The sequence below is a fragment of the Rufibacter immobilis genome (genome assembly GCF_003721565.1).
GTDB lineage: Bacteria > Bacteroidota > Bacteroidia > Cytophagales > Hymenobacteraceae > Nibribacter > Nibribacter immobilis.
This window is the reverse complement of record NZ_RJJE01000007.1, coordinates 47,295-63,268: the sequence shown is the minus strand read 5'-3', so window position 1 is coordinate 63,268 and position 15,974 is coordinate 47,295. Positions and strand designations below refer to the sequence as shown.

Here is a 15,974-nt window from a genome sequence, read left to right as displayed (position 1 = left end):
ATTATAGACAGTGCCTTCTTTCCGCCTCGCTTTTATCCTTCTTCCTCACTTTTCTAGAACTGCGTAACAGCAGCTCTTTCCAGTATAAAAAATTACTATTCGGTTTATAATATCTTACCCCTACTTATACTTTAATCTCTCTACAAACCCTCTTCATGCGTCATTCTTTCCTGATTGCTTTCCTGTGTTGGGCGGCAGTGTCTTCTGTACATGCTCAGGCGCCTTCCCATGCCCCTACTCCCTCTACGGCCACAGCTCCGGGCGGAGGTGTTCAGCGGGCTACCGGCAAAATTAGCGGCGTAGTCACCGATTCCTCCACCAACAAGGCCGTAGAATTTGCCACCATCTCCTTGATTAATTCTGCCACTGGCAAACCCGTAGACGGCACCGTCACCGATGACCGGGGCCGTTTCACGTTGTCGCGCGTGGCCTTCGGGAGTTACTCTGTGTCGGTGAGTTTTATTGGCTATGAGAGTTTTACCCGTACTGGCATCATAGTTTCAGAGAAAGACCCGGAGATTGAGCTAGGCCGCATCATCCTGAAACCCATCCAGAACAAACTACAGGAAGTGACGGTAGTGGGCGAAAAACCACTGGTGGAAGACAAAGTGGACCGCATGGTCTACAACGCCGAGCAGGACATCACCAACATTGGCGGTAACGCCTCAGACGTGCTCAAGAAAGTACCGTCTCTGAGCGTAGACCTGGACGGGAACGTGCAGTTGCGCGGCTCCTCTAACGTGCGGGTGCTCATCAACAACAAACCGTCCAGTATCATGGCCAACAGCGTGGCCGATGCCCTGCGCCAGATTCCCTCAGACATGATCAAAACGGTGGAGGTCATCACCAGCCCCTCGGCCAAATATGACGCCGAAGGCACCGCCGGCATCATCAACATCATCACCAAGAAGAACACCCTATACGGCGTGAACGGGAGCACAACTATCTCAGTAGGTAACCGGACCGCTAACGGCAACGGCAACGTGAACGTGCGGCGGGGCAAAGTGGGGTTCAACGCCAGCATGGGCACGCACCAGCAGTTCAACAACCGCAATGAGAGCCTGCTGGAACGGACCGTCACGTACGGCACCGGTGCGGAGGCTTACCAAAGCAACCTTACTCAGAACGGAGAATCGAGAAGCCGGGGCGGCGGGGTGTACGGGCAGGCCGGTTTTGACTTGGACATTGACTCCACCAACAACGTGACGGCCGGCGTAAGCCTCTACCAGGGCAGTTATCATAACCGAGGAATCCAGCAGTCCTTCCAGAACGCACCTGATTTGGCGCAGCAGATTGACAACTTCGGCTGGGGCCGAAACAAAAACCAGTCTGTGGATCTGAACATGGGTTACACCCATATCTTCAAACCGCAGCAGGAACTCTCCGTTCTGGCCCAGTGGAACAAAGGGAACAACACCAGAATCAACAACCAGGACATTTTCCTAAACCAGGAAACGGTGCTGGATACGCTGCTGCGCAACAACAACGAAGGCACCAACCGCGAGGCCACGTTCCAGATAGATTACGTGCACCCGTTCCAGAACAAAACCCAGCTGGAGATTGGCACCAAAGGCATTCTGCGCCGCGCCGAAAGTGACGCGCTTTACCGCCGCATCCGGTACTCCACCGGCACCGAGGAACTGGACCCCAACGAGTTCACCTATGACCAGGACGTATACTCCACCTACGCTTCCTACGGCTTCAAGCTCAAGAACTACAACGTGAAAACCGGGGCCCGCTTTGAGTACACCAACATTGATGGCCAGTACATACGGCCCGCCCAAGACCCTTTCACCGACAGTTACGCCAACTTCATCCCCAACATTCTGGTATCCAGAACCATCAAAAGCCAGACGTTCAGGGTGGGTTATACGCAGCGCATCCAGCGCCCACAGATCTGGTACCTGAACCCTTACGTGAATATCATTGACGCCAAGAACGTGTCGTTCGGGAATCCGGAGCTGGAGCCGGAGCTGGCCCACGCGTATGAGCTGGGTTACAGCAATTATTTCAAGACCAGCTCTATCAACCTCTCGCTGTATTTGCGCCAGACCAACAACGCCATTGAATCCATCCGCCGGATTGTGGGCCGGGATGGTAACCTCCCCATTGTGGCCGGAACCTGGCAGCAGGAGGATGTGGCGTACACCACGTATCAGAACATCGGGAAAAACGCGACGTACGGTGTGAGCCTTTCGGGGAACACCAAGCCGGTGCCCAAATGGAACGTGGGCGGCAGCATGAACCTTAATTACATCACGCTGCGGAGCACGTTACAGAACAACTCGGGCATGCAGTACAGCTTTAACCTGAACTCGGGCTATGACTTTGGCAAAGGCTTGGCGGTACAGGCATTCGGGTCGTACAGTTCGCCGCGGCCTAGCGTGCAGGGTAAGTTCTCGGGCTATTACTTCTCCAGCTTCAGCGTACGCAAGGAGCTCTGGGAGAAAAAAGGCAGCCTGACCCTGGGCGTAGACAACCCGTTCTCCAAAGGCATCAAGTTCACCTCAGACCTGAAGAACGACAATTTTACGCAGTACACCGAGAACCTGAACTACAACCGCGGCGTGCGGATGAGTTTCTCGTACCGTTTCGGGAAAATGGACATGAAACAGCAGCCCCGCAGCAAACGCTCCATCCGGAACGATGACGCCAAGGGCGGCGAATCTAACTAATCACTATTCCCAAATAAAAAAGGAGCGCCTGCCACGGGTGCTCCTTTTTTGTTTGGGAGCGTGAAATAAACTTCCGTTCAGGTGCAACCCCTGGGAAAATCCCTTGTCTTTAGCCCATTAGTACCGGCCTACCTTCAACGGCCCATTTACCCGCTTATGCTAATCTTCCGGCTACGCTATGGCTTCCTTTACCGGGAGGCACGGGCGTTTAGAGCCTCTTTTTCCGGAAATAGCATAAAAACAGAAAATAATTGAATAGGGAGGCAACCGCTTTGAGCTGTTCTTCATCTATTAAGTACATGCGCGCATTACCCGTTCTGTCTGCTTTATGCCTTTGCCTTGACTGTTCCTGTGGTACCCCAGGAAGAGTGTCCCCTAACGGCATCCATGAGTCCTTACTGTAATCTGTACCTCTACCCTTAAGAAATCCAATATGCGACGGTCTCCCCTTTACGCGCTGCTTTCCCTTTGTCTTATCTGTTTCTTTGCGCTGCACACGCATGCCCAAACGCCCGGCAAAATAACGGGCATGGTGCAAGACTCTACCACCGGCAAACCCGTTGAGTTTGCCACGGTAAGCCTGCTAAGTACGGCTACCGGCAAGCCCGTAGACGGAACTGTGACCAATGAAAAGGGGCAGTTCAGTTTCTCTAAAGTAGCAGACGGAAGCTATTCCCTTGCCATCAGCTACCTGGGCTACGCCACTACTACTTTACCTTCCTTTAGCGTGTCTGGCCAGCAGCGGGAGTGGTCATTCCCTGGCATAAAACTGCGCTCCAACACCACCAAGCTGCAGGAAGTAACGGTGGTGGGCCAGAAGCCGCTGGTAGAAGACAAAGGCGACAAACTGGTGTACAACGCCGAGCAGGACATCAGCAACATAGGGACCACCGCCTCAGACGTGCTCAAGAAAGTACCTTCCGTGACCGTAGACGCCGAGGGCAACGTGCAGCTGCGGGGCAGCGCCAACTTTAGGGTGTTGATGGATGGGAAACCTTCCAGCATACTGGCCAACAATCTGGCCGAGGCCCTCAAGCAAATTCCCGCCGATATCATCAAAAACGTGGAGGTGATCACCAGTCCCTCGGCTAAGTATGACGCCGAAGGCACCGCGGGCATCATCAACATCATCACCAAGAAGAACAGCATGCAAGGCGTGAGCGGCAAGATAGGCGGCACTCTGGGCAGCCGTTACAACAACGCCAACGGCAACCTGAATGCCCGCACCGGCAAGTTTGGGTTCAGTTCACGGCTCAGCTTCTATGACAACAACAACCGCCGCACCACTACCACCGACCGTACCGGGGAGTTTTTCAGGCAGGAGGCAGGATTACGCCAACTGAACCACGGGTACTACGGCCAAGCCGAAGTCACTTTTGACCCAGACACGCTCAATGCGTTTAACCTCAACGGTTCCATGCGCCGTAACTACTTTACCGGCCGTGGTAAGCAGACCACGTATGCCGGTCCCACCGTGCGCTACTCTGATCTGGAGAACCTCTGGAACGGCTCGGGCTTTGACCTAAACTTCGGCTATACCCACACCTTCAAGCCCCAGCATGAACTTTCGGTGCTGGCCCAGTGGAACCACAACAACTCGCATGACGTGTATGACAACCAGCTGTACAACGCAGAGAACGCGTTTATAGAAGGTCAACTGAATGACAATGACGCCCCCAGCGACGAGAAAACCTTCCAACTGGACTACAACCGCTCCTTCAAAAACGACAGCAAACTGGAGTTAGGCGCTAAAACCATTCTGCGGGATGCCATCAGCAATAACACCTACCAGTACTCTTTCGCGGGCAAGGCAGACTCTTTGGCCATCAACAACTTTGACTATGACCAGGATGTGGTGGCGGCATATTTCACCTATGCCTTCAGCCTACAGAAGAAGTACAACTTCCACTTGGGTACGCGCTATGAACACACGGCCACCAAAGGGCAATTCCTGAACACCCAGAAAGACCCGGTTACCCAGTTGGCTAAACTGCAGCGCAGCTCCTTCAAAGACCAGTACCAGAACGTGATTCCCAGTTTGTCTGTGTCGCGTACGCTGGACTCTATCCATACGGTGCGGGTGAGTTACACGCAGCGCATTCAGCGGCCGCAGATCTGGATTCTGAACCCCTTCCTGCAATTAGAGGACTTCAACAACGCCTACCGCGGCAATCCAACCCTAGACGCTGAGCTCACCCACTCCTATGAGGTTGGCTACAGCACGTACTTTAAAACTACCTCTATCAATGCCTCTGTGTTTATGCGCCAGACTGACAACGCCATCCAGAATGTGGCCCGGCCCGAGCTCATGGTCATTGACGGCGTGGAGCGCAATGTGCTGGTGATCACGCATGACAACGTTGCCAAGAACCGCGCCTACGGCCTGAGTTTATCCGGCTCCACCAAACCGGTGCCCGCCTGGACCATCAGCCCCAGTTTCAACTTGTCTTACCAGATGCTCAAGACAGATTCACTCTCTAACGAAGGCCTGCAGTACAGCGCCAACCTGAACACCAGCTATGAATTCAGCAAAGGCTGGAGTGGTCAGGTGTACGCCGGCTACTTCTCCGGTGGCAAAGTGCTGCAGGGCGAATGGGGGGCCAGCTATTACACCAATTTCTCAGTGCGCAAGAAAATCCTGAAAGACAAGGGCAGTATCAGCTTTGGGGTTACCAATCCGTTCAGCCAGACCATTGAGAACAGCTACACGGTTAAAACCAGAGACTACACCCAGACTACCCGCAACTACAACTATAACCGCACCGTGCGCATCAGCTTTGACTGGAACTTTGGCAAGATGCAGGCCAGCAATCGGCAGAAGAAATCCATCCAGAACGATGACGCCGCCGGCGGCGGAAAATAAGTATGCACTGAATCTTCCCTGAGAATGCGTTTAGGGGCTGTTTTTGGAAAAACGGCCCCTAAACGCATTTTGCTTTCTAAGTCCTAATCCCGATCTTATTATCTCTTATCTACCTCCTCCATGAAAAAATATTTCGCCACCCTGGCCCTCAGCCTCTTCGCCCTTGCGGTGGGCTTCGCGCAGAAAAAAGCGCAGCGCGTTGTTACCACCGACGTTGACAATTTCTGGGTGGCCTATGACAGCATGCGCACCACTCAGGACAGCGTAAAGCAGCTGCATTACTTGCAAACGCTGTACCTGGATAAAGGCACGCCCGGCCTAAAAGCCATGAGGGAGGTAAGGAATTACAAGCCCGAGGAATGGGTAAACGCCATCAGAAAATACCCGAAATTCTGGAACTCCCTCAGGCCCCGTACCCAACTGGCCAAATCCGGGGCCGACGGGCTGGAGCCGCACCTGAAGAAACTCCGACAGCTCTACCCGCCGCTCAAACCCGCGAACATCTACTTCGCCATCGGGGTTTTCCGGACCAGCGGAACATACAAGGACAGCCTGGTGCTGGTGGGGGCCGAACTGGTCACCGGCAATTCCTCTGTAGACGTCTCAGAACTGCCCCAGAATCTACAGACCTTTTTGCGCCAATACTACTCCACTAATCCATTCCAGAACATGATTCCGCTGAACGTGCATGAGTATGTGCACACCCAGCAGAAAAGCTTGGGCAATATGCTGTTGGGCACTGCTCTTATGGAAGGTGCCTGCGACTTCATGACGGAACTGGTGACCGGCAAAACCATGCCGCTCCCCTACATGGAATATGGCCCGGCGCACCTGCCTGAGCTGAAGGAGAAATTCAAGGCAGAGATGTTTGAGACCTGGGATGGCAACTGGTTCTACAACCGGAACGATCCACATCCTGACCTCGGCTACTTCATGGGCTATGCCATCTGTAAAGCGTATTATGCCCAGGCCAAAAACAAACAGCAGGCTATCAAAGAAATCATTGAACTACAGTATGACGATGACGCCGCGGTAGAAGCTTTCCTGACCCAATCTAAATTTTACCAGGAGCCCCTCAACAAAGCCCAGCTGCGCAAGGCCTATGCGGCGCAAAAACCAGTTATTACGCGCATCATTCCTTTTGCGGGGGCAGACAGTGTGCTGGACGCTACCGTGCAGGAGATACGTCTAGAATTCTCTTCCCAGATGCTGCGCTTTCAGGCAGCGGATTACGGCTCTGGCGGAGAAGCGTCGTTCCCCGTGGTAGGCCGCGTGGGTTTCTCTCCAGACATGAAATCCTATGGGTATAAAGTGGACCTTAAACCGGGCCGTTCTTACAGTTTCAAGATAAGTGGTTTCAGGGCCACCGATGGCAAACCTCTGGACTCGTATGAGATAAGGTTCAGGACAAAACCTTAACGCTGTTCATTTATCTTTCCCTGCAAATTGCGTTTAGGGACTGTTTTTGGGAAAACAGCCTCTAAACGCAATTATGCTTCTGGCGCTTCCCAGGAAGGCCGCTCCCGTCGCTCCTCCAGGGCCAACAACGCTTTCTGCACCTCATAGCAGGCCAACAGGTACAGCTTGAACGGCTCGGCTTTCTTCAGTACTTCCAGCAGCGCCACAATCTCCGGGATGTATACCTTCGCGAAGCTGAAATCGTGTTCCAAAATGTCTCGGGTGTTGTCAATGATGTCGGCGAGCTTGATGGTCTGGGCCCGGGCCGAAATATGGGCCTGCCGTTCCACTTCCATCTGTTTGCGCCGTTTCCGGTTATAACCGGGAGCCTGCTGTTTGGTGAACTGGTCGGTGAGTTCTTCCACCATCTCCAGCACCTCAGCGGGTTTCACAATAGAACCGGCGCAGGCTTCCTCCAGAAACACCAGCATTTCGGATTCGGTCACAGGCGTGTCTTCCAGTACATCATGCAGCAGCGCGGCCATCACCATGCCGGTGGTTCCGCCATAGACCATTACCGTTTGGGCCACCCGCTCCAGGTGCTTCACGTACGGCTCATTATGGTATTTGCGCCGCTGCTCGCCATGGGCGGCCACAGCAAATTCCCACGCCTTGCGCTCCAGCGTATTAAAGGAAGGCGGACATGCCAGATTTTCCATAAAGCCTGCACAAAAAAATTGTCTGATAACACTAAGGCGTTTAGGGGCCGTTTTTTCAAAAACAGCCCCTAAACGCCCCGGCACCTACAGATACTGTTTAGCAAGGCACGGAAGTATCTTCCGCACCATAGTAGCTCATTCTGTTGACAAGAATTTCTGTTTAAGGTCTGCTTTTCAGAAAACAGCCCCAAAACAGAAGCGTTACCAAAGTCCTAATCAGCACATCTTCTAATCAGCACATTAGCACATCTCCAAATCAACCCAGTTCGCTCAGTTCCTGCCGGAAACCGCCGCTGAGGATTGGGAACCGAAGCCAGCTGCGCGGGTCTACATTGTAGTCGTCCAGGTGGAAGGCGGGGGCGTAGCGTTCGCGTTTCCATTGGTTGCGGCTCCAGAGCGAGTAAAAACGCTGGATGAACTGGCGTAATTGTTCATCTGGATAAGTGCCTTTCAGCTCCTGAAACACCTGCTGCGGCGAGAGGCGGTTGTAGAACGCCAGCCGCTCAATCTGGTTCAGGAGCGGGTACGGCATCAGGTCTTCCTCATCGGTTTGGGTGTTCTCCAGGGGCCGCAGTTCCGCCGAAGGCTGTAGGTTGTTCACGTACTGCAGCCCTTCATAGCCCAGCTGCAACTGCGCCCACACCAGCCACTGCCGGATGAAGGCTTTGTCTACGCCCGCGATGGGCGAAATGCTCCCGGCGGTGTCGCCGTCCATGGTGGCGTAGCCCACGCTGGCCTCTGAGCGGTTAGAAGTGGCCAGCAGGAGCGAGTTACGGAGGTTGGCCAGCATCCAGATGCCGGGGGCGCGCACGCGGGCCTGAATGTTCTGCAACGCGAGGTCGTCCTGCTCCCAGGTAAGCTCGCGGCCGATGACGTGCTCAATCTTGCCCCGGTAGCTTTTCACCTCCTCGTCAATGGTCCAGTTATAGAAAACCGCGCCAATGGATTTGGCCAGCTCCTCCGCGGAGCGATAGGTGTCATCTGAGGAGTTGACAGTGCCCTGGTATGCGGTGACCAGTAATTTACCCACCAGTATGTTCCTGACTTCGGTGTTTGCTAGTTGATTGTATTGTTCGATCTCCTCGGGCGTGAGGCTGTTGGTTTTCTGGGCGAATTCTTCCAGCCCGATTTCCTCCACGGCCCGGCGCACCATCTCGGCCACGGCCACGGCACACAAAGAAGAATCGGCCCCGCCGCTTAATGAGAGGACAAAGCCCCGGCTCCGGCTTTTGCGCAGGTAATCAAAAAGGGCCAGCGAAATGGCCGAGATGAACTCCATGTTCTCGTCAACCGGCAACAGATCCATTTCCACCGGCGGCAGCGGGGTTTCAAAAGAGACTTCGGCACACTCAAAATCGACGCTCTTGAACGAAAGCAGTTGATTGCGCAGCAGCAGATTCCCGTTCTGCGCGATGATGATTTCGCCGTCATAGATCATTTTGCCGGCTTCGTTGCCCAGCAGGTTCACGTACAGATACGTGCACTCAAATTGCCGCGAGGCATCTACCACCAAATGGTAGCGCACATCGGTTTTGCTCATGGCAAAGTGGCTGGCGCTGGGGTTGATGATGAGCTGCACGCCTTTGGGCTTGTGCCGGTAGGCGGGCCGGTTCTCGTTGCGCCAGGCATCTTCGCAGATCTCAAAAGCGAATTTCACTCCTTGGTGCTCATAAATAATGTCCCCAATCTGGTACGTCTGACCCATGGCCTCAAACTGCTCCACGGTATCCGGCACCCAGGAACTGAACCAGCGCGGCTCGTAGTGTACGCCGTCATTGGCTAGAAACTGTTTGGCGGTAAAACCCAGAATCTCTTTGTCTCTGATGACGCAGGCGCAGTTATAGGTAGTGTTGTTCAACCGAATAGGAATTCCCACGCACACAATGACACCTTCGCACCACTCTTTTATCTCCAGCAGGCGCTCAAAGCACTCTACAGACACCCACTCGCTCAGGAACAGATCCTCGCACCCGTACCCCGGAATACTCATTTCGGGGAGGCACAGGATGTCCACGTTCTCTGCTTTGGCCTGTTCAATGGCGGTTTTGATGTTGCGGAGGTTATTTTCCCAATCCAGGGGAGTTTGGTTGAGGGCGGCGCCGGCAAGTTTCATAGGTAGGTTCTGTTTTGGCCTTTTTAACGCAAGAACAGCCTTGCAAGTTAAAATACACGGAGTTTGTGCAGATGAGGCGCACTTCACCCGAGTAATTACAAAACTAATAAGCTTGCTGCTAGAACCAAGAAAAGAGCCCTAAACTGAACAGCCCAAAAACGACAGGAAGACCTATCTACCCAGCAGATTGATGTAAGGAAATTTGGTAAAGAAAGTTGAGAGAAGAGGATTGCGTTTTGTGCCTGATTTTGGAAAAACGGCCGCTAAACAGGTTCTAAGGAAGAATCGCGCCGGTAGATTTAAGGACCTCCATGCTTTTCTCCGCAGCCGCCTGCTCAGCTTTTTTCTTGGAAAGACCGCTGCCGCTTGCAATGATGTCATTGTCTACCACCACGGCGGCCGTAAACTCAGTAGTGGAGCCACTCTGTTTCTGCCCCACAATCTCGAACCGGATGCTGCGGTTCTGCCCCTGTGCCCACTCAATTAGTTTGCTCTTGAAGTTACTGGTGGTGGTAGTGAGTTGGTGCAGATCAAAGTGCGGTTTCACCAGTTTCTTCAGGATGAAGTCTTTGGTGTCTTTGTAGCCTTTGTCTAGGTACACGGCCCCTACCAATGCCTCTAAAGCGTTGCCATTGATGAATTTATGGCGGGTTACCCCAGAGATATTGTCTACCTTAATAAGCGAGTGCAGCCCAACTTTCACCGCCAGGCTGTTCAAAGATTCACGGTTCACCATGCGTGACCGGATCTCCGTTAAGAAACCTTCGTCTTTATAAGGGTATTTCTTGAAGAGATACTCCGCAATGACCGCTCCCAAAATGGCATCCCCTAAAAACTCCAGACGCTCGTTGGTTTCCTGGTTTCCCTTGAGGTTTTGACGCACGTAAGACGTGTGCGTAAACGCCAATTGGTACAGGTGCAGGTTGTCTGGTGCCATGCCCGTGATATGGGTAATGGCATTTACAAAAGCTTTGTCTTTGTAAAAGAATTTATGGATTGCTCTAAAGACCGGTCTAATCGGGCTCAACACTACTCACTGAATTTCTTGAAAATCACAGAGGTATTATGTCCACCAAATCCGAAGGTATTGCTTAGGGCAATGTTCACTTCGCGCTCTTGAGCCTTGTTAAAAGTAAAGTTCAGCTTTGGATTAAACTGCTCATCATCCGTAAAGTGGTTGATGGTAGGCGGAACTATACCATTCTGGATAGCCAGAATAGACGCAACCGCTTCAATGGCGCCGGCCGCCCCTAATAGGTGGCCCGTCATGGATTTGGTTGAGCTGATGTTCAGGTTGTAGGCGTGGTCACCGAACACGTATTCAATAGCTTTGGCCTCTCCCACATCTCCTAGCGGAGTAGAAGTACCGTGCACATTGATATAGTCTACCTGCTCAGGTTTGATACCGGCATCACGCAACGCGTTCTGCATTACATTGCGGGCTCCCAATCCGTCTGGGTGTGGAGCTGTAATGTGGTAGGCATCAGCAGACATACCGCCCCCAATGATTTCAGCGTAGATTTTAGCGCCGCGGGCTTTGGCGTGCTCGTATTCTTCCAGCACAATGGCGGCGGCACCTTCGCCTAACACAAACCCATCGCGGTCTTTGTCAAACGGGCGGGAGGCAGTTTCTGGAGAATCGTTGCGTTCTGAAAGGGCTTTCAGGGCGTTGAATCCACCCACACCTGCTTCGGTCACGGCGGCCTCAGAACCACCGCTCACCACCACATCCACCATACCCAAACGGATATAGTTAAAGGAGTCAATTAGAGCGTTGGTGGCAGAAGCACAGGCAGATACGGTCACAAAGTTAGGACCTCTGAACCCGTACTTGATAGAGATATGACCAGCGCTGATGTCGGCGATCATTTTGGGAATGAAGAAAGGATTAAATCTTGGGGTGCCGTCTCCGTTGGCAAAGTTCACGCACTCTTCCTGGAAGGTACGCAAGCCGCCAATACCAGAGCCCCAGATCACGCCAATACGGTCTTTGTCCAAAGACTCATCTTCCAGATTGGCGTCTTTCACTGCCTGGTCGGCAACGATAACGGCAAATTGCGTAAAGAGGTCCATTTTGCGGGCCTCTTTACGCTCAAAGTAGTGCTCAGGATCATACCCCTTTACTTCGCAGGCAAATTGGGTCTTAAATTTTGAGGCATCAAAGCGAGTGATGGGCGCTGCCCCACTCACCCCGTTCACGAGGCCGTTCCAGTATTCAGAGACGGTATTCCCCAGAGGGGTAAGCGCACCAAGGCCAGTTACTACAACTCTCTTAAGCTCCATACGCTGCTAGTAGAGGAAAAGAACCTGTATTGATTAGGTAAAATTGGATCGATAGAAAATAAAGGGGAAGGAAGGAAATTACTTCGCGTGCTCTTCCAGGTAGCTGATCGCTTGGCCTACCGTTGCAATGTTCTCAGCTTGATCATCTGGAATAGACACATTGAATTCTTTCTCAAATTCCATGATCAATTCTACTGTATCAAGAGAGTCGGCACCCAGGTCGTTTGTAAAGCTAGCCTCAGGCGTTACCTCAGATTCCTCAACGCCTAATTTATCAATGATAATAGCTCTTACTTTTTCTGCGATTTCTGACATTTTTTTATAAGTTTTTTAAAACACAGTGCAAAGAAATAGATTTGGCAACACAATGTCAAACAAAATGCGCGCAATAGTTTTTCAGGCACTTTTCTGAAAAAGGTTTCTTGTGTTTCCAATTACCTTCTTTAAATTGCCTGCCCAACTACTATTACCCTTACCCAGAGTACCCCACCCATGAAATCTTTTCGACTAGACGTAGAATATGATTACGACTTCGACTTATACGGCGTGGTGTCCTCCAGTAAAGAACATACGTTAGCTTGGGCCCTGAACAAGTACTTCCGCATTAGGCTGGTAAAACAGACTGACCTCTGCATTGACTTCCTCCACAAGGGGCGGCTGGTGATCTCCAACTACCTGCACCGCGCCGAGCACGGTTCCCTGCGCTTGTTCCGCAACCGCTCTGTGGGCACCAGCACCCTGGCTACTCCTTTCTTAGTGCCAGATATAAAAGAATACGATTATGTAATACAAGTATCTGGCGGGCTCAGCCACCTTCAGCAAGAGCTTCTACAGACACTTAACGCCGTACCACTGGTCCAGTACGTGCGTTCTTTTGACCCGCAATGTTTACGTTATAAAGAAAACCTGCTTTTTTAGCGCATGGCTATCCATTTCAACAAAACCAAGATTATCGCAACAATTGGCCCCGCCAGTAACACTCCAGAGAGGCTTCGCGCCCTTATCCAGGAGGGGGTAGATGTATTCCGTCTTAACTTTTCGCACGGTGCCCACCCAGAGCACCTGAAGGTGATTGAGGCCGTACGTGCCATCAACGCCGAGGAAGGCTATAACATCTGTTTACTTCAGGACTTGCAAGGTCCTAAGATCCGTCTCAATGATATAGAGAACGGAGCAGTGGAGATTGTGGCCGGCCAGCAAGTAACCATTGTATGCGACAAATCTGTAGGCACGTCACAGCGTCTGTCTACCAGCTATCTTCGTCTTGCCCATGACGTGCGCCCCGGTGACGCCATCCTGATTGACGATGGTAAACTGGAGCTGACGGTGATCAGCACAGACGGCGACAAAGAAGTTTTGACCGAAGTAGTATACGGCGGCGTGGTGAAACCCCGCAAAGGCATTAACCTGCCAGACACCGTGGTAACGGCTCCTTCGCTTACGGAGAAAGATATCCAGGACCTGCACTTCGGGCTGGACAATGACGTGGAATGGGTGGCCCTCTCTTTCGTGAGAAAGGTAGAAGACATCCATGAGATCAAGCGCATCATTGCCGAGCGCGGCAAAGACACCAAAGTGGTGGCTAAGATTGAGAAACCGGAGGCCATCCGTAACATTGACTCCATCATTGAAGCCACAGACGCCGTAATGGTGGCCCGTGGTGACTTGGGCGTTGAAGTGGGTATGGAAGAAGTGCCCATGCTCCAGAAAATGATTGTGGAGAAGTGCCAGGCCATTGGCAAACCTGTGATTATTGCTACCCAGATGATGGAAAGCATGATCACCAATCCGCGCCCTACCCGTGCGGAGACCAATGACATTGCCAACGCCGTAATGGACGGTGCCGACACCCTGATGCTGAGCGCCGAGACCGCCGCCGGCGCCTACCCTATTGAAACCATCCGGAGCATGGTGCGCACCATTGCCTCCGTGGAGTCTCAGGCCGAGCTGTTCTACCGCAACTTCGTGTTCAACCCGCAGTCAGAAACCTTCTTCAATGACACCGTGGTCGCCAACGCCGTTAGCCTGGCCCGCGACACTGATGCCCGTGCCCTCATTGGCTTGACCAAGTCTGGTTATACCGCTTTCCAACTGGCCAAGCACCGTCCTAAGGCACACATCTTCATCTTCACAGACAACCGCGCGTTACTCAACACCCTTAACCTGGTGTGGGGCATCAGAGGGTTTTACTATGATCGTTTTGTCTCTACTGATGAAACCATTGCTGACCTGAAAGAAATCCTCCTGAAAGCCGGGCACCTGACCCAAGGCGACGTATTCATCAACATTGGCTCTATACCGGTCATGGAGAAAAAACGCGCCAACATGATTAAACTGAGCGTAGTGCACTAGGCCCAGATTTAGTCTCACATGAAAAAGCGGAAGGCGGCCTCTAGGTAGAGACCGCCTTCCGCTTTTTTAGCTTCTTTTGATTTAAATCAACAACCTCCTCCCCTGTTCTAGTTAACCAGACAGCGAATCACCGTTTAGGGCAAATTCCGGAAAATCGGCCGCTAAACGCATTTCCACCACAGACAGATAGTGGCGCAGTACGAATAGGCTTTATTTAGCAGGAATGGAGAAAAACAGCAGAATACAATGTCTCTTCAGACAAATCTGAAGGTTCTGTTTTAAGGCTGTTTTCTGAAAAAGAGCCCCTAAACGCAAAAGAAGCCCGGCGGCTTCTTCAACAAGGGAAACTACTACAACCTCCCAAAGGAATGGCAACAAAAGACTATACAACACAAGAAGCCTTGCATAGAGCAAGGCTTCTTGTAAAATTCCCAAGAAACAAATACTACCTAAAGAAACTAGGCAGCTAAGTTATTAACGAAACGAGCCAGTTTAGACTTGTTGTTAGCAGCTTTGTTTTTGTGAATCACATTCTTCTTAGCCAATTTGTCCAGCATACCAGATACCGTCTTGAACAGTTCTTGCGCCTCGGCTTTGTCAGTTGTGTTTCTCAAACGCTTTACAAAGGTACGGGTAGTTTTCGCCTGATAGCGGTTCAGCAAGCGTTTCGCGTTGTTGGATCTGATTCTCTTTAATGCTGACTTATGGTTAGCCATGGTTGTGAATATAGATAAATGCTTTTGACTCTGATTCTAAATGAGTTTGCAAAACTACACCATCAAAGATTAATTTCCAAGCAACCGCTTCAAAATTTAATCAGCTTACCGCTCTTAAATTGCTTCAGGAGACATAACAGGCAGCTTGGGCTGTTTTGCGTTGCAAAGGTAACATTTCTGCCAAACCCTGTCCCCTTTTAGGCCAAAAGTTTTTGGGCAGCTTGGCCAAAACCGCTCAGAACACCCCAGTTTCCGGGGTAAGAATCAGTACCCTTTTGGAAACCAGAACTATGGCCGCGGTGTTTTACGCTTGATTTCGTAATTTTACCCCAGAAAACAGAATTTCACCTAAAATTCACCATCACCATGGCAATGTATCCTGAATATATGGTCGCCCCTATCCGGGAAGACCTGACCTCCGTCGGCTTTGAGCAGCTCATGACGCCCGAAGAAGTAGAGAATGTATTGAACCAGAAAGAAGGCACCGTGCTGGTGGCCGTAAACTCTGTGTGTGGCTGTGCCGCCGCCAAAGCCCGTCCGGCCCTGAAAATGGCCGTGGCCAGCTCTGACCAGAAGCCCGCCAAACTGGTAACCGTGTTCGCCGGTATGGAAACCGAAGCCGTTGCCAAAGCCCGCGAGTTCATGCTGCCTTACCCGCCGTCTTCGCCGTCTATCGCGCTTTTCAAAGACGGTGAACTGGTGCACATGATTGAGCGCCACCACATTGAAGGCAACGACCTTACCCGCATTGTAGACAACCTGCAAGGCGCTTTTGAGGAGTACTGCTAGTTTGTAGTCCCCTTATTATTTGAACAGTGAGGCCTGACTTTCTATAAGTCAGGCCTCACTGTTTTA

Annotated in this window: 12 protein-coding genes; 6 read left to right on the top strand and 6 right to left on the bottom strand. The window is 51.9% G+C overall.

The genetic code is table 11. The features are described from left to right. The first annotated feature begins 155 nt into the window (after window positions 1-155). The 3 genes from EFA69_RS06905 to EFA69_RS06895 all read left to right on the top strand — a co-directional run bounded on the left by EFA69_RS06905 (window position 156) and on the right by EFA69_RS06895 (window position 6,957). Complete coding sequence (locus EFA69_RS06905; RefSeq protein WP_123132371.1) at window positions 156-2,675, top strand: TonB-dependent receptor domain-containing protein; 2,520 nt, start codon at window positions 156-158, stop codon at window positions 2,673-2,675. 433 nt (window positions 2,676-3,108) lie between these two features. Next, window positions 3,109-5,538 (top strand): outer membrane beta-barrel family protein, encoded by a 2,430-nt coding sequence (locus tag EFA69_RS06900; RefSeq protein WP_123132370.1) that lies wholly within the window; start codon window positions 3,109-3,111, stop codon window positions 5,536-5,538. A 120-nt stretch (window positions 5,539-5,658) separates the two neighbouring features. Further along, window positions 5,659-6,957: a hypothetical protein gene (locus EFA69_RS06895; RefSeq protein ID WP_123132369.1), complete on the top strand. Its 1,299-nt coding sequence runs from the start codon at window positions 5,659-5,661 to the stop codon at window positions 6,955-6,957. A gap of 71 nt (window positions 6,958-7,028) precedes the next feature. Here EFA69_RS06895 and EFA69_RS06890 read toward each other — a convergent pair whose 3' ends face one another. The 5 genes from EFA69_RS06890 to EFA69_RS06870 form a co-directional block, all read right to left on the bottom strand. After that, complete coding sequence (locus EFA69_RS06890; RefSeq protein ID WP_123132368.1) at window positions 7,029-7,655, bottom strand: HD domain-containing protein; 627 nt, start codon at window positions 7,653-7,655, stop codon at window positions 7,029-7,031. Between the two features lie 256 nt (window positions 7,656-7,911). Further along, window positions 7,912-9,768, bottom strand: a complete 1,857-nt coding sequence (gene nadE / locus EFA69_RS06885; RefSeq protein ID WP_123132367.1) for an NAD(+) synthase — start codon at window positions 9,766-9,768, stop codon at window positions 7,912-7,914. 274 nt (window positions 9,769-10,042) lie between these two features. Beyond that, window positions 10,043-10,798 carry a ribonuclease III gene (gene rnc, locus EFA69_RS06880; protein ID WP_245964515.1) on the bottom strand — a complete coding sequence of 252 codons (756 nt, stop codon included), beginning with the start codon at window positions 10,796-10,798 and terminating at the stop codon, window positions 10,043-10,045. Next, window positions 10,798-12,051, bottom strand: a complete 1,254-nt coding sequence (gene fabF, locus EFA69_RS06875) for a beta-ketoacyl-ACP synthase II (RefSeq protein WP_123132366.1) — start codon at window positions 12,049-12,051, stop codon at window positions 10,798-10,800. Before fabF ends, rnc begins: the two co-directional genes overlap by 1 nt. A gap of 78 nt (window positions 12,052-12,129) precedes the next feature. After that, a complete protein-coding gene (locus tag EFA69_RS06870; protein ID WP_048919546.1) occupies window positions 12,130-12,366 on the bottom strand; it encodes an acyl carrier protein in 237 nt (78 codons plus the stop codon). A 177-nt stretch (window positions 12,367-12,543) separates the two neighbouring features. Between EFA69_RS06870 and EFA69_RS06865 the strand changes: the two genes are divergently transcribed. Then, window positions 12,544-12,969 carry an IPExxxVDY family protein gene (locus EFA69_RS06865; protein WP_123132365.1) on the top strand — a complete coding sequence of 142 codons (426 nt, stop codon included), beginning with the start codon at window positions 12,544-12,546 and terminating at the stop codon, window positions 12,967-12,969. Window positions 12,970-12,972: 3 nt separating this feature from the next. After that, window positions 12,973-14,403: a pyruvate kinase gene (gene pyk / locus EFA69_RS06860; RefSeq protein WP_123132364.1), complete on the top strand. Its 1,431-nt coding sequence runs from the start codon at window positions 12,973-12,975 to the stop codon at window positions 14,401-14,403. 458 nt (window positions 14,404-14,861) lie between these two features. Here the strand turns inward: pyk and rpsT are convergent, their stop codons facing one another. Further along, complete coding sequence (gene rpsT, locus EFA69_RS06850) at window positions 14,862-15,119, bottom strand: 30S ribosomal protein S20 (RefSeq protein ID WP_123132362.1); 258 nt, start codon at window positions 15,117-15,119, stop codon at window positions 14,862-14,864. Between the two features lie 372 nt (window positions 15,120-15,491). Here rpsT and EFA69_RS06845 point away from each other — a divergent pair, with 372 nt between their 5' ends. Next, on the top strand, window positions 15,492-15,908 hold the full coding sequence (locus EFA69_RS06845; RefSeq protein ID WP_123132449.1) for a BrxA/BrxB family bacilliredoxin: 417 nt from the start codon (window positions 15,492-15,494) through the stop codon (window positions 15,906-15,908). Window positions 15,909-15,974 lie beyond the last annotated feature (66 nt).

What these genes read in the sequence shown, in the direction of transcription:
- EFA69_RS06905 (WP_123132371.1), top strand. Translation starts at nt 156, where the DNA reads ATGCGTCATTCTTTCCTGATTGCTTTCCTGTGTTGGGCGGCAGTGTCT.
- EFA69_RS06900 (WP_123132370.1), top strand. Translation starts at nt 3,109, where the DNA reads ATGCGACGGTCTCCCCTTTACGCGCTGCTTTCCCTTTGTCTTATCTGT.
- EFA69_RS06895 (WP_123132369.1), top strand. Translation starts at nt 5,659, where the DNA reads ATGAAAAAATATTTCGCCACCCTGGCCCTCAGCCTCTTCGCCCTTGCG.
- EFA69_RS06890 (WP_123132368.1), bottom strand. Translation starts at nt 7,655, where the DNA reads ATGGAAAATCTGGCATGTCCGCCTTCCTTTAATACGCTGGAGCGCAAG.
- nadE (WP_123132367.1), bottom strand. Translation starts at nt 9,768, where the DNA reads ATGAAACTTGCCGGCGCCGCCCTCAACCAAACTCCCCTGGATTGGGAA.
- fabF (WP_123132366.1), bottom strand. Translation starts at nt 12,051, where the DNA reads ATGGAGCTTAAGAGAGTTGTAGTAACTGGCCTTGGTGCGCTTACCCCT.
- EFA69_RS06870 (WP_048919546.1), bottom strand. Translation starts at nt 12,366, where the DNA reads ATGTCAGAAATCGCAGAAAAAGTAAGAGCTATTATCATTGATAAATTA.
- EFA69_RS06865 (WP_123132365.1), top strand. Translation starts at nt 12,544, where the DNA reads ATGAAATCTTTTCGACTAGACGTAGAATATGATTACGACTTCGACTTA.
- pyk (WP_123132364.1), top strand. Translation starts at nt 12,973, where the DNA reads ATGGCTATCCATTTCAACAAAACCAAGATTATCGCAACAATTGGCCCC.
- rpsT (WP_123132362.1), bottom strand. Translation starts at nt 15,119, where the DNA reads ATGGCTAACCATAAGTCAGCATTAAAGAGAATCAGATCCAACAACGCG.
- EFA69_RS06845 (WP_123132449.1), top strand. Translation starts at nt 15,492, where the DNA reads ATGTATCCTGAATATATGGTCGCCCCTATCCGGGAAGACCTGACCTCC.